Annotated in this window: 11 protein-coding genes; 1 reads left to right on the top strand and 10 read right to left on the bottom strand. The window is 63.3% G+C overall.

Annotated elements, in window-relative coordinates; translation table 11 throughout:
• Positions 1-118 precede the first annotated feature (118 nt).
• Entirely contained in the window at positions 119-832 is a 714-nt protein-coding gene (locus DM807_RS28025; protein WP_370739374.1) for a methyl-accepting chemotaxis protein, read from the top strand.
• A 34-nt stretch (positions 833-866) separates the two neighbouring features.
• Here DM807_RS28025 and DM807_RS02925 read toward each other — a convergent pair whose 3' ends face one another.
• The 10 genes from DM807_RS02925 to DM807_RS02970 form a co-directional block, all read right to left on the bottom strand.
• Positions 867-1,601 carry an amino acid ABC transporter ATP-binding protein gene (locus DM807_RS02925; protein WP_003249271.1) on the bottom strand — a complete coding sequence of 245 codons (735 nt, stop codon included), beginning with the start codon at positions 1,599-1,601 and terminating at the stop codon, positions 867-869.
• Positions 1,594-2,556: an amino acid ABC transporter permease gene (locus DM807_RS02930; RefSeq protein WP_012274579.1), complete on the bottom strand. Its 963-nt coding sequence runs from the start codon at positions 2,554-2,556 to the stop codon at positions 1,594-1,596. The genes DM807_RS02925 and DM807_RS02930 overlap by 8 nt, the downstream gene beginning before the upstream one ends.
• A 79-nt stretch (positions 2,557-2,635) precedes the next feature.
• Complete coding sequence (locus DM807_RS02935) at positions 2,636-3,433, bottom strand: transporter substrate-binding domain-containing protein (RefSeq protein ID WP_025752328.1); 798 nt, start codon at positions 3,431-3,433, stop codon at positions 2,636-2,638.
• Between the two features lie 252 nt (positions 3,434-3,685).
• Positions 3,686-6,259, bottom strand: a complete 2,574-nt coding sequence (gene mdoH / locus DM807_RS02940) for a glucans biosynthesis glucosyltransferase MdoH (protein WP_012274581.1) — start codon at positions 6,257-6,259, stop codon at positions 3,686-3,688.
• A complete protein-coding gene (locus tag DM807_RS02945) occupies positions 6,252-7,991 on the bottom strand; it encodes a glucan biosynthesis protein G (RefSeq protein ID WP_209976282.1) in 1,740 nt (579 codons plus the stop codon). The genes mdoH and DM807_RS02945 overlap by 8 nt, the downstream gene beginning before the upstream one ends.
• A 263-nt stretch (positions 7,992-8,254) precedes the next feature.
• A complete protein-coding gene (gene dtd / locus DM807_RS02950; RefSeq protein WP_012274583.1) occupies positions 8,255-8,692 on the bottom strand; it encodes a D-aminoacyl-tRNA deacylase in 438 nt (145 codons plus the stop codon).
• Positions 8,689-9,660 carry a prolyl aminopeptidase gene (pip, locus tag DM807_RS02955; protein ID WP_012274584.1) on the bottom strand — a complete coding sequence of 324 codons (972 nt, stop codon included), beginning with the start codon at positions 9,658-9,660 and terminating at the stop codon, positions 8,689-8,691. The genes dtd and pip overlap by 4 nt, the downstream gene beginning before the upstream one ends.
• 77 nt (positions 9,661-9,737) lie before the next feature.
• Positions 9,738-10,541, bottom strand: coding sequence for an N-formylglutamate deformylase (gene hutG / locus DM807_RS02960; protein WP_179027049.1), 804 nt, complete (start codon positions 10,539-10,541; stop codon positions 9,738-9,740).
• Between the two features lie 10 nt (positions 10,542-10,551).
• On the bottom strand, positions 10,552-11,757 hold the full coding sequence (gene hutI / locus DM807_RS02965) for an imidazolonepropionase (RefSeq protein WP_012274586.1): 1,206 nt from the start codon (positions 11,755-11,757) through the stop codon (positions 10,552-10,554).
• A 15-nt stretch (positions 11,758-11,772) separates the two neighbouring features.
• Entirely contained in the window at positions 11,773-13,176 is a 1,404-nt protein-coding gene (locus DM807_RS02970) for an amino acid permease (RefSeq protein WP_012274587.1), read from the bottom strand.
• Positions 13,177-13,214: the final 38 nt, after the last annotated feature.

Raw genomic sequence — 13,214 nt, forward strand, 5'->3', positions numbered from 1 at the left:
CATCGACCAGGGTGTCGGCCAACTGTCACAGGCCGCCACTCAGTTGGCGGCCAGTAGCGAGGACACCAAGCTGCGCATCAACCAACAGCGCGAAGAGACCGACCAAGTGGCCACCGCCATGAACCAGATGAGCGCCACCGTGCAGGAAGTGGCACAGAACGCCGAGCAGGCCTCGCTGGCCGCGAGCAACGCCGACCAGCAGGCACAACTGGGCGACCGAGTGGTGGCAGAGGCCATCGGCCGTATCGAACAACTGGCCGGGCAGATGGACCATTGCCTGGCGGCCATGCAACACCTGGCGGGCGAGAGCCAGCGCATTGGCAGCATCCTCGACGTGATCAAGTCGGTATCCGAACAGACCAACCTGCTGGCCCTGAACGCGGCGATCGAAGCTGCACGGGCGGGAGAAGCCGGGCGTGGCTTTGCCGTGGTGGCCGATGAAGTGCGCGGCCTGGCCCAGCGCACCTCGACGGCGACCGAGGAGATTGGCCAGTTGATCGACAGCCTGCACAACGGTACCGACGAAGTGACCCGCCTGCTGGACAGCAGCAAGAGCCTGACCGAGCAAAGCGTGGAGCTGAGCCGCAAGGCCGGGCAGGCGTTGGGCCAGATAACCGATACGGTGTCGAGCATTCAGGGCATGAACCAGCAAATCGCCACGGCCAGTGAAGAACAGAGCGTGGTGGCCGAGCAGATCAACCGCAGTGTGATCAACGTGCGGGATGTGTCGGATCAGACCAGTGCGGCCAGTGAACAGACGGCGGCTTCGAGCGGGGAGCTGGAGCAGCTGGGGCAGCAGTTGCGGGGGATGGTGGGGCGGTTCAACATCTGAAATTGCTGGGGGGCGCAAAGCGCCCCCCATGCGGTTACAGCACCTGGCGCAGGAAGGCCTGCGCACGCGGGTCTTTCGGGGCGGCGAAGAACGCGGCCGGGGCCGAATCCTCCAGCAGCTTGCCATGATCGAAGAACAGCACACGGTCGGCCACTTCGCGGGCAAAGCCCATTTCGTGGGTGACGCAGACCATGGTCATGCCTTCCTGGGCCAAGGTCTTCATCACGTCCAGTACCTCGCCGACCATTTCCGGGTCGAGCGCCGAGGTTGGTTCGTCGAACAGCATCACTTTCGGGTCCATCGCCAGCGCTCGGGCAATCGCTACGCGCTGCTGCTGCCCGCCAGAAAGCCGAGACGGGAACTCGTTGGCCTTTTGCGCAATGCCGACCTTTTCCAGCAGCGCCCGGGCCTTGGCTTCGCGGTCAGCCTTGTTGCGCTTGCGCACCACCTTCTGCGCCAGGCACAGGTTTTCCAGCACGGTCATGTGCGGGAACAGGTTGAAGTGCTGGAACACCATGCCGACTTCGCGGCGGTAGGCGTTGATGTCGGTCTTGGGGTCGGCCAGCTGCAGACCGTCGATGGCCACATGGCCCTGGTCGAAATGCTCCAGGCCGTTGAGGCAACGCAGGAAGGTCGACTTGCCCGACCCCGACGGGCCGAGCACTACCACCACTTCGCCCTTGGCGACCTGGGTGGTGACGTTATCCACAGCCCGTACCACCTGGCCACGGGTGTCGAAGACTTTCAGCAGGTCACGGACTTCAATCACTTTGCGCAAGCCTCCGCTCGAGCCGACTGGCAATGTGCGACAGCGGCAGGTTGATCAGCAGGTACAGGCCTGCCACGCAGAACCAGATTTCGAAGGTAGAGAACGAGGTGGTGATAGCCTCACGGCCACTCTTGGTCAGCTCGGTGATGGCGATTACCGACACCAGCGAAGTGTCCTTGACCAGGCTGATGAACTGGCCGGCCAGCGGTGGCAGCACACGTTTGAACGCCTGCGGCAAGATGACGTGGCGCATCGACTGACCAGCGTTCAGGCCCAGGGAACGAGCTGCTTCATTCTGGCCCTTGGCGATCGACTGCACGCCGGCACGGACAATTTCGGCCACGTAGGCGCCAGTGAACAGCGCCAGCGCCGCCACCCCGGCAAATTCCCGGGACAGGTTGAGCACAGTGCCGATGAAGAAGTAGAAGATGAAGATCTGCACCAGCAGCGGCGTGCCGCGCACCAGTTCGACATAAACGGTCGACAGGTCGCGCAGGGTGGGGTTGTTGGACAACCGGCACAAGCCAGCGAACAGGCCGATCACCAGGCCCAGCGCCCCGGACACCACCGAGATCCACAAGGTGGTCCAAAGGCCCCAGGCCAGCGGGCCCGCTGCCCAATGCCGGGTTACACCAATCGGGTCGCCTTCGGCGACATCGTCGCCACGGCTCAGCTGCAGGCTGTCCTTGGCCACATCGAGCACTTGCTCGGCACCGCTCTCGTCCTTCAGCGTGACGCGAGCGTTATCGCCGGAGATGACGATTTCCTGCACGGTGCCGTAATTGGCAGCGCGCTGTGTTTCCTCGGCCTTGTAGGCAAAGTACTGCGGTACGCGGTTCCAGCGCCACTCGTAGGAAATCATCGAAGTGGCCATGTACAGGCTGAGCGCCAGGCCCACCAGGACCAGGGCGGTCAGCCCGTGCCAGGGCCACTGGGCTTTCTTGTGTTTGATCACGTGGGGTACTTCCGTAAATGCGAACGCGCAGGGTTTGCCTGCGCGTCGGGGTCATAAAGCCGGGCTTTTGGCCTGGGCCTTATTCCATTTCCTTCAGCCAGTCCTTGTTCTTGAACCACTTGTCGTGGATACGATCGTAGGTCCCGTCATGCTTGATCTGGTGCAGGAAATTGTTGATGAAGTTGATGCTGTCGTAGTCGCCTTTCTTCAGGCCGAAGGCCAGCGGCTCGTAGGTGAAGGGCTCTTCGAGGAACAGCAGCTTGCCGGCGCCGGCTTTTTCCACGGCAACCACGTTGTATGGGGCGTCATAGACGAAGGCATCGGCCTTGCCGTTGACCACGTCCATCACCGCTTCCTGCTCGTTGTCGTAGCCGTGGTACTTGGCTTTGCCGATCAACTTCTTGGAAACCATTTCGCCGGTGGTGCCCAGCTTGGACGTCAGGCGGTACTTCTCGTTGTTCAGGTCCTTGTACGACTTGATCTCGCCAGCCAGCTCCTTGCGGATCAGCAGGGTCTGACCAACCACGATGAAGGGTTCGCTGAAGTTCAGGCGCAGGTTGCGCTCCTGGGTCAGGGTCATGCCGCTGCCGATCATGTCGAACTTGTCGGTCAGCAGGGCCGGGATGATGCCGTCATAGGCGGTGGACACTGCCTCGAACTTGACGCCCATCGACTTGGCCATGGCTTTGAGGATATCGACTTCGAAGCCGATGATCTCGCCACGCTTGTTGGTCATCTGGAACGGCATGTAGGTCGGGTCCATGCCCACCCGCAAGGTGCCGCGCTTGACCGCGTCATCGATGGCGCCCGCCTGGGCCGCTGTCACGGCGACCAGGGCGGTAACACCGACCAACAGTCGCGAAAGGTATTTCTTGATCATCACCAAGTCCCCTAGCAAGAAAAGTAGCGAATCTTATTGTTGGCACGGCCGTGCAGGCCGATGAGTCGTATCGGAGAGGGATGCTAACGCATGGCGGCCCGGGGACCTAGAGCTGGGGGGGACTTTGTTGGCCAAAATCGGTTATGCAGGGACATTGCTGGCGAGGGCTTCCGCTCCTACAGAGGAATGTATATCCCTGTAGGAGCGGCCTTGTGTCGCGAATGGGCCGCAAAGCGGCCCCAAGATCTATCAGGCGCCGGCGAGTACTGGTTGGCCTTCACTCTCCGGATGCAACGGCAACAGCGGCGAGTGCGGGTCGTTTTTGATGGAAGCACGCCACACATCGATCCACGCCGCATTGTGCTCGGCCCACACTTGCTCATGCAGGCGAGTCAGCGCCACGGGGTCACTGAGCAGAGCCAGACGGGTATTGAGGTCCAGCCCTTTCGGCCCGACCTCCATCGCCTTGGCCACGCGCTCGGCACGCAGTGCTTCGATCGGCGCCGCCTGGCCGTGACGGGCAGTGGCCATGGCGCAGGCCAGGGCGTTCTGCCGCGGGTCGACCACTGCCCGCACGAAGCCATCATGCAGGGCATGCCAGCGGTTTTCGTGGGTGTACTGGTCGGTAGCCAGCAGCTCTTGCGGGGTGGCGTATTCCTCGGGGATGAGGAACAGCTTTTCGTCCTTGGCCGCCAGGCCCAGGCGGGTGCGGCTGGAAATTACCGACACCGGGATCGACAGCACCAGCGAACCGACGATAGGCGCCAGCCACCACAGGAAGCTTGGGTTCAACCACGCCACCAGCGCGGCCCAGGCAATACCCAGCAGGGTTTGTGGGCCGTGGCGACGCACCGCTTCGCTCCACGGCGTGGAGTCGTCGTCACGCTGCGGCGAGTTCCAGGTCGCGGCCCAGCCGAGGAACGCGGCCAGCACGAAGCGGGTGTGGAAGATCATGCGTACCGGTGCCAGCAGCATGGAGAACAGCATCTCCATCAGCATCGACAAGGTAACCTTGATCCGCCCGCCGAACTCGACGGCGCCCTTGGCCCAGATCAGGATGACACTGAGCAGCTTGGGCAGGAACAACAGCACGATCGTGGTGGAGAACAGCGCCACGGCCTTTTCCGGGTGCCACTGCGGCCACAGCGGGTAAAGCTGGTACGGCTCGATGAAATACTGCGGCTCCATCAGCGTGTTGGTCGCCAGCAGCGCAGTCGACAGCACCAGGAACAGGAACCACAACGGTGCCGACAGGTACGACATGACCCCGGTGAGGAACACCGCACGGTGTACCGGGTGCATGCCCTTGACCAGGAACAGGCGGAAGTTCATCAGGTTGCCGTGGCACCAACGGCGGTCGCGCTTGAGCTCGTCGAGCAGGTTCGGCGGCAGTTCTTCGTAGCTGCCCGGCAGGTCGTAGGCGATCCACACGCCCCAGCCGGCGCGGCGCATCAGCGCGGCTTCGACGAAGTCGTGGGAAAGGATGGCACCGGCGAACGCGCCCTTACCCGGCAACGGCGCCAGGGCGCAGTGCTCGATGAACGGCTTCATGCGGATGATCGCGTTGTGGCCCCAGTAGTGCGACTCGCCCAGCTGCCAGAAGTGCAGGCCAGCGGTGAACAGCGGGCCGTACACGCGGGTGGCGAACTGCTGCATGCGTGCATACAGGGTGTCCATGCCCGAGGCTTTTGGCCCGGTCTGGATGATGCCGGCGTCCGGGTTGGCCTCCATCAGGCGCACCAGGCTGCTCAGGCACTCGCCGCTCATGACGCTGTCGGCGTCGAGCACGACCATGTACTTGTACTCGCCACCCCAGCGACGGCAGAAGTCGTCGAGGTTGCCGCTCTTGCGCTTCACCCGGCGCCGACGGCGGCGGTAGAAGATGCGGCCAAAGCCTTTGGTTTCGCGGCACACGTCCAGCCAGGCCTGTTGCTCGGCCACGGCAATGTCGGTGTCGTTGGTGTCGCTGAGCACGAAGAAGTCGAAGCGGTCGAGGTTGCCGCTGGCGGCCACCGACTCGAACGTTGCGCGCAGGCCGGCGAACACGCGCGGCACGTCTTCGTTGCAGATCGGCATCACCAACGCGGTACGCGCCTCGGGTGCAATCGGCTCGTTGCCGGCGCTACTGCCCGAAATCTTGTATTTGTCGCGCCCGGTGAGCAGCTCGAGGAAGCCCATCAGTGCGGTCCAGAAGCCCGCCGATACCCAGCAGAACAGGATGCCGAAGAGGATCAGGATGGAGGTTTGCAAGGCATACGGCCACACCTGCACGACGGTGTCCCACAGCGACTGGCTGAGGATTTCGTCGAGGTCGACGAACGACCAGCCCTGGTACGGCAGGATGCCCTTCATGTACCAACCGGCGACGATGGTCTGGCCGATCATCAGGGCCAGCAGGATGTAACGGCGGATCGACCCGACCGTGCGCCAGCGTGCCGGCGGCAGCTCGCGCTTGGGTGGCTGCGGCGCGTTGGGACGGCCGGTCATGCGCCGCCACATGCGGATCAGCACGTTGGTGCGCCACGGCTCGGGCACGACCTTGGTGCGCTTGATCGGTGGGGCGATCTTCAGGCACAGGCGGCCGCTGCCATCGACACCGAGCATTTCGGCATCTTCCAGCTCGGCAGCACTGCCCACGGTCAAACGTGGACCGACCGAGGCCTGTACGGCCTCGGCAGGGCCGGCGGCCGGGTCGGCCGCCAGACGTTGGTGCAGCTCACTGAACGACGAGCAACTGGCGAGTTCCGCCCGTTGCTCGTCACTCAGTGGCAGGTGAGCCAGGTACTCGCCAAGCGATACTGGCCTTGCGTTTGAGTTACTCATCGGCAGGCAACTGATAGCTCCAGGTCTCGGTCAGCACCTTCTCGGTGGTGGCCGGGGCCCCGTTGGTGGGCGCCGCATCGGCGGCAGGTTGTTCGGCCTTGGCAGGTTGCTCGGCCTTCACGGCTTTCTCGGCCTTGGCATGTTTGGCTGCGGCCTTGTCCTGCTTGGCGTCCTGGGCAGGCTTGGCGGGCTCGACCGGCACATCACGCACCAGCGCGGCACGCATTTCGGTCGACTTGTTGGCTTCCTTGACCTTCAGACGCAGGGTCAGGCGCCAGCCCTTGGTCTCAGGGTTATAGCGCAGATTGTTTTCGACCACCTCGGCGTTGTCGTCAACGCTGATCTGGCTGCGCACGGCGGTATCTTCCGGCAAGGCGGCCAAGGCGGGGCCTGTGAAATCGACCAGGAAGGCCACGCTGCCGTCTGGCTGGCGGATCAGGTTGGACTGCTTGACGTCACCGGTGGAGCGCAGGGTCTGCTTGACCGAACCCAGATCAGGCGCCTGGAATTTCGCCTCGTCGATGGTCCAGTGCAGGCGGTAGGCGTACTCGATCGGCTTGCCTGGCTCTGGCAGCTTCTCCGGGCTCCAGAAAGCTACGATGTTGTCGTTGGTTTCGTCGGCAGTCGGGATTTCGACCAGGTCGACGGTGCCCTTGCCCCAGTCACCCTTTGGCTCGATCCAGGCGCTTGGGCGCTTCTGGTAGTTGTCGTCGAGGTCTTCGAAGTCGCTGAAGGCACGCTGACGCTGCATCAAGCCGAAACCACGCGGGTTCTCGACGCTGAAGTTGCTCACGGCGAGGTGTTTCGGGTTGTTCAGCGGGCGCCACAGCCACTCGCCATTGCCGGCGTGAATCGACAGGCCTTCGGAGTCGTGCAGGGCCGGGCGGTAGTTGAGCACTTTGGACGGCTGGTTGGGGCCGAACAGGTACATGCTGGTCAGCGGGGCAATGCCCAGGCGGCTGACCTGGTCACGCAGGAACACGCGGGACTGCACGTCGACCACGGTATCGTTGCCTGGGCGCAGGGTCAGCTTGTAGGCACCGGTGGAGCGCGGCGAGTCCAGCAAGGCGTAGATCACCAGGTGCTTGTCGGCCGGTTTGGGTTTCTCGACCCAGAACTCGGTGAAGCGCGGGAACTCTTCGCCCGATGGCAGTGCAGTGTCGATGGCCAGGCCACGGGCCGACAGGCCGTACACATGGCCCTTGCCGACCACGCGGAAATAGCTGGCGCCAAGCAGGGTCATGATCTCGTCCTGCTTGTCGGCCTTGTTGATCGGGTACAGCACGCGGAAGCCGGCGTAACCAAGGTTCTTGGTGGTTTCCGGGTCGTGCGGCACGTCACCGAACTCGAAGCGGCTCGGGTCGTACTTGATTTCCTCGACCTTGGAGGCGGTGACTTCGTTGATTTTCACCGGGGTGTCGAAGTGCATGCCCTGGTGATAGAACGACAGTTTGAACGGGGTCTTGTCCTTGGCCCACTCGGCCTTTTCCTGCAGGAAATGGATTTTCTGGTAGTCCGCGAACTTCATGTCGCGGAACACCGCAGGCAGGTTGCTTTTCGGTGCGTCGTACTTCTGGCCGGCCAGATCCTTTGCCTTGGCTGCAACATCGTCAAGATTGAATGCCCACAGCTGGCCCGCGCTCATCAGGCCGACCAGTGCCACACTGGCCATCAGGGCCTTGCGTAGACGCACGCCGGGGATTCTTGATGCTTTTTGGGGACTAACAATCACGAGCAACCCTCGCCGAAAACAGATCATGAAACCAACGGCCAGCGACAAATGCCGGGTTGGCGAGCACTGTTCGGACCCCGTGAGGGCGTAATGATTCCCCAAACGGATCCAGACAATGCTCGAGTCAGAGTGAAACGAACCTGCGAACGCAGGTCCATGCAGCGCGCGATTATCCAGCAGGTCGCGTGACAACGCATCAGGCTGGAACAACTATTTATCGTACAAAACCCCTTGTTTTCCTATAAACAAAGGGTTTTTTGACCTCACATTTGTAACATAAATGTTACGGGGCCATCATTGACCAGGTGCACCTGCATATCCGCACCGAAGCGGCCGCTGGCCACGTCGGCGTGCTGAGCGTTTGCCTGCTGCAAAAGATAGTCGAACAATTCGGCGCCGAGGGCCGGTGGCGCTGCCGTCGAGAAGCTTGGGCGCATGCCATTGCGGGTGTCGGCCGCCAAGGTGAACTGCGACACCAGCAACAAGCCACCCCCGACATCCTTGAGCGACAGGTTCATCTTGCCTTGCTCGTCGCTGAACACACGGTAGTTCAGCAGCTTGTGCAACAGCTTATCGGCCTGTTCACGGGAATCTTCAGGCTCGACCGCCACCAGTACAAGCAGACCCTGGTCGATGGCGCCGACCACCTCCCCCGCTACTTCGACGCGTGCACCGCGCACGCGCTGCAGCAGGCCCCTCATGCTTCTTCCAGGGGCAGGTCGAGCAGGCGCCGGGCCATCTGGTCGGCGGCACGTACCAGGGCATCGGTGATGCCAGGCTCCGAAGCCGCGTGACCGGCGTCACGGATCACTTTCAACTCGCTGTTCGGCCAGGCCTGGTGCAGGGCCCAGGCGTTGTCCAGCGGGCAGATCACGTCGTAGCGGCCGTGCACGATCACCGCCGGCAGATGGGCGATTTTCGGCAAGTCGCGGATCAGCTGATCCGGCTCGAGGAAGGCATTGTTCATGAAGTAGTGGCATTCGATACGGGCGATCGACAGCGCACGCTGCGGTTCGGAGAACCGGTCGACGACCAGCGGGTTCGGACGCAGGGTGGCGGTACGGCCTTCCCAGGTGGACCAGGCCTTGGCCGCATGCATCTGGGCAATCTGGTCGTTGCCGGTCAGGCGCTTGTGGAAAGCCTTGACCAGATCGCCACGCTCTTCCGGCGGAATCGGTGCGATGTAGTCCTGCCAGTAGTCCGGGAACATGCGGCTGGCGCCTTCCTGGTAGAACCATTCGATCTCCTGTGGCCGGCACAGGAAGATGCCGCGCAGGATCAGGCCATGCACACGCTCGGGGTGGGCCTGGGCGTACGCCAGGGCCAGGGTCGAGCCCCACGAGCCGCCGAAGAGCACCCACTTGTCGATACCCAGGTGCTCACGAATGCGCTCCAGGTCCTCGACCAGGTGCCAGGTGGTGTTGTTCTCCAGGCTCGCATGGGGCGTGGAGCGGCCACAGCCGCGCTGGTCGAAGGTGATGATGCGGTACAGCGTTGGGTCGAAGTAGCAACGGCTCTGGGCGTCGCAACCGGCGCCCGGCCCACCGTGGATGAACACCACCGGCAGACCTTCTGGCGAGCCGCTCTCGTCGACATACAGCACATGCGGCGCTTCCACGGCCAGATCGTGCCGGGCGTAGGGTTTGATCTGCGGGTAGAGGGTCTGCATTGCGCACTCCGTGTGAGGATTATTCGGCCGTGGGCCATCATAAACCTGAATTGCGCTTTGAGCACCGCCTCTTCCACTCAACGCGGGTAACGCGCTTCCCCCCAAGCCAGCAGCGCTTGCAAAAGCTGCTTCAATACCACTTGCGTCGGTTGCGCCAAGTCTTCCCGGTAGGCAAACGGCTCGGTTTCCTCCATGTACGTGCTTTGCGCCAGCTCCAACTGCACCGCATGGATATGGTTGGCCGGGTCGCCATAATGCCGGGTGATGTGCCCGCCCTTGAACCGGCCATTAAGCACATGGCTGTAACCTTGCGCCTCGGCGCACACGGCCTGCAGCCGCTCAGCCAGTGCCGGGTCGCAACTGGCACCGTTGAAAGTGCCCAGGTTGAAGTCCGGCAACTTGCCGTCGAACAGGTGCGGGATATGCGAACGGATCGAATGGGCATCCCACAGCAGCGCATAGCCAAACTGCTCGCGCAGCCGGTCCAGCTCGTGACGAAGGGTGTCGTGATAAGGGCGCCAGATTTGCTCCAGGTAAACTTTACGTTCTTCGCCGGACGGCACCAACCCATCCTTGAACAGCGGCTCGCCTTCGAACAACGTGGCCGGGTACAGGCCCGTGGTCGCGCCGGCGTACAGCGGTTTGTCGTCATCCGGGCGATTCAGGTCGATGACGAAACGCGAATACTCCGCGGCCACCACGCTGGCACCCAGGTCACGGGCAAAGTCATACAGCCGCGGGATGTGCCAGTCGGTGTCCGGCAAGCTGCGCGCCTGGTCGACCAGGCCGTCGCGCACGGCGTCGCTCAGGCGCAGGCCGGCGTGCGGCATGCTGATCAGCAGCGGCAGGCGGCCTTGGTGAAAACTCAGTGCCTTGTCCATCATGCCTCGCTCAGTTGGAGATTTCGTGGCCCTTGCGCACCACGCGCTTGGGCAGGTCGCCACCCAGCCAGTAGGCCAGGTCGGCGGGACGTTCGATTTGCCAGGCGACGAAGTCGGCCACCTTGCCCACCTCCAGCGAGCCGTGGCTGTCGCCCAGGCCCAAAGCAGTGGCGGCATGCACGGTGACGCCGGCCAAGGCTTCTTCCGGGGTCATGCGGAAACAGGTACAGCCCATGTTCAGCATCAAGCGCAGTGACAGCCCTGGCGAAGTGCCGGGGTTGAGGTCGCTGGCCAGGGCAATCTTCACTCCGTGGCGGCGCAAGGCGTCCATGGGCGGCAACTGGGTTTCGCGCAGGAAGTAGAAGGCGCCCGGCAGCAGCACGGCGACCGTGCCGGCTTTTGCCATGGCAATGGCGTCTTCCTCGGTCATGAACTCCAGGTGGTCGGCCGACAGTGCCTGGTAGCGTGCTGCCAGGCTGGAGCCATGCAACGACGACAGCTGTTCGGCGTGCAGTTTGACCGGCAGGCCCAGCGCGCGCGCCTTGATGAACAACCGCTCGACCTGGGCTGGGGAGAACGCCAGGTGTTCGCAGAAGGCATCCACCGCATCCACCAGGCCTTCGGCGGCCAGGGCTGGCAGCATCTCGTCACAGATGTGCGCGATGTAATCGTCGGCCCGGCCCGCGTACTCCGGCGGCAAGGCATGCGCCGCCAGGCAGGTGGCACGCACCGCCAACGGCAGCTCGTCGGCCAAGCGCCGGGCCACACGCAGCATCTTGCGCTCGTTGGCCAGGTCCAGGCCGTAGCCGGACTTGATCTCGATCGTGGTCACGCCATCGCGCATCAGCGCCTGGACCCGCTGGCGAGCACTGGCGAACAGCTCGTCTTCGCTGGCCGCGCGGGTGGCCCGCACGGTGCTGGCGATACCACCGCCTTGCGCTGCGATTTCGGCATAGCTCACGCCTTGCAGGCGCTGCTCGAACTCACCGCTGCGGTTGCCACCGAACACCGCGTGGGTGTGGCAGTCGATCAGCCCCGGGGTGACCCATGCGCCGCCCAGGTCCACCGTGCGGTCAGCCTCGACCGGTGCCAGCTCGGCGCGTGGGCCGATCCATTCGATCAGCCCGGCGCTGGTGACGATGGCCGCGTCTTCGATGGCCGAGTATCGGCCTTCGGCCATGGTTGCCACATGGCAATGCTGCCAGAGGGTTCTCATGCACAATCTCCTTTACTAGCGGTGCAGCTCGGCCGGTTCCACTGCCGGCTGGCCCTGCCCTGCGCGCGGCTTGCACCACAGCAGGTAGGACGCCACCAGGAACACCACCCAGATCACGCCGACGATCAATGCCGCCTGGGTGTCCGGGAAGTAGCCAAGCACGCCAAAGATGAACACCATGAACGCAATGGCCATGGCCGGGCCATAGGGCCAGAACGGTACCGGGAACTTGAGCTGGGCCACTTCCTCACGGCTCATGCTGCGGCGCATGGCCACCTGGGTAAGCAGGATCATCAGCCACACCCACACCGTGGCGAAGGTGGCGATCGAGGCAATCAGCAGGAACACGTTTTCCGGGATCAGGTAGTTGAGCAGCACGCCGATCAGCAATGCAGCGCCCATCACCACCACGGTCATCCACGGCACGCCATGTTTCGACAGCTTGCCGAAGCTGCGTGGCGCATGTCCTTGATGGGCCAGGCCGTACATCATGCGGCCGGCGCCGAAGATGTCGCTGTTGATGGCCGAGATGGCGGCGGAAATCACCACGACATTCAGCACGGCGGCGGCCGAGCCAATCCCCAGGTTGCTGAAGATCTGCACGAACGGGCTGCCCTGGCTGCCGATTTGCGGCCAGGGGTACAGGCACATCAGCACGAACAGGGTGAGCACGTAGAACAGCAGGATGCGCAGGGGCACCGCGTTGATCGCTTTGGGGATAACGCGTTGCGGGTCCTTGGCCTCACCGGCGGTGACGCCGATGATCTCGATACCGCCGAAAGCGAACATCACCACGGCAAACGACGCAATCAGCCCGCCGATGCCGTTAGGCATGAAGCCGCCGTGGTCGAACAGGTTGCTCATGCCCACGGCATGCCCGGTGCCCACCTGGCTGAAACCGAAGGCCATGATGCCGAGCCCGGCCAGGATCATCGCAACGATGGCGCCCACCTTGAGCAGCGACAGCCAGAACTCCATCTCGCCAAATACCTTGACGTTGCACAGGTTCAGGCCGCCGATGATGAAGACGATACCCAGCACCCAGATCCAGCGGGCGACCTCCGGGAACCAGAAGCCCATGTAGATCCCGAAGGCGGTGACGTCGGCGATGGCGACGATGACCATCTCGAAGGCGTAGGTCCAGCCGAGGATGAAGCCGGCCATGGGGCCGAGGTAGGTGCTGGCGTAGTGACCGAAGGAACCGGCCACCGGGTTGTGCACGGCCATTTCGCCGAGGGCGCGCATGACCATGAACACAGCGGCGCCGCCGATCAGGTAGGCCAGCAGCACGGCCGGGCCGGCCATCTGGATGGCCGAGGCGGAACCGTAGAACAGCCCGGTGCCGATGGCGGAACCGAGGGCCATGAAACGGATGTGGCGGGCACTTAGCCCGCGTTTGAGACCTTGAGCTTGTTGCATGTCACGTCCTTAAATTGTTTTTGTGGTCGTGAGATCAG

Source organism: Pseudomonas hunanensis, from assembly GCF_013393325.1.
In the GTDB taxonomy this organism is placed as follows: Bacteria; Pseudomonadota; Gammaproteobacteria; order Pseudomonadales; family Pseudomonadaceae; genus Aquipseudomonas; species Aquipseudomonas putida_P.

Excerpts from the sequence above, each read along its gene's own strand:
- mdoH (WP_012274581.1), bottom strand. The coding sequence starts at position 6,259 with ATGAGTAACTCAAACGCAAGGCCAGTATCGCTTGGCGAGTACCTGGCT.
- pip (WP_012274584.1), bottom strand. The coding sequence starts at position 9,660 with ATGCAGACCCTCTACCCGCAGATCAAACCCTACGCCCGGCACGATCTG.
- DM807_RS02970 (WP_012274587.1), bottom strand. The coding sequence starts at position 13,176 with ATGCAACAAGCTCAAGGTCTCAAACGCGGGCTAAGTGCCCGCCACATC.
- hutI (WP_012274586.1), bottom strand. The coding sequence starts at position 11,757 with ATGAGAACCCTCTGGCAGCATTGCCATGTGGCAACCATGGCCGAAGGC.
- hutG (WP_179027049.1), bottom strand. The coding sequence starts at position 10,541 with ATGGACAAGGCACTGAGTTTTCACCAAGGCCGCCTGCCGCTGCTGATC.
- DM807_RS28025 (WP_370739374.1), top strand. The coding sequence starts at position 119 with ATGAACCAGATGAGCGCCACCGTGCAGGAAGTGGCACAGAACGCCGAG.
- dtd (WP_012274583.1), bottom strand. The coding sequence starts at position 8,692 with ATGAGGGGCCTGCTGCAGCGCGTGCGCGGTGCACGCGTCGAAGTAGCG.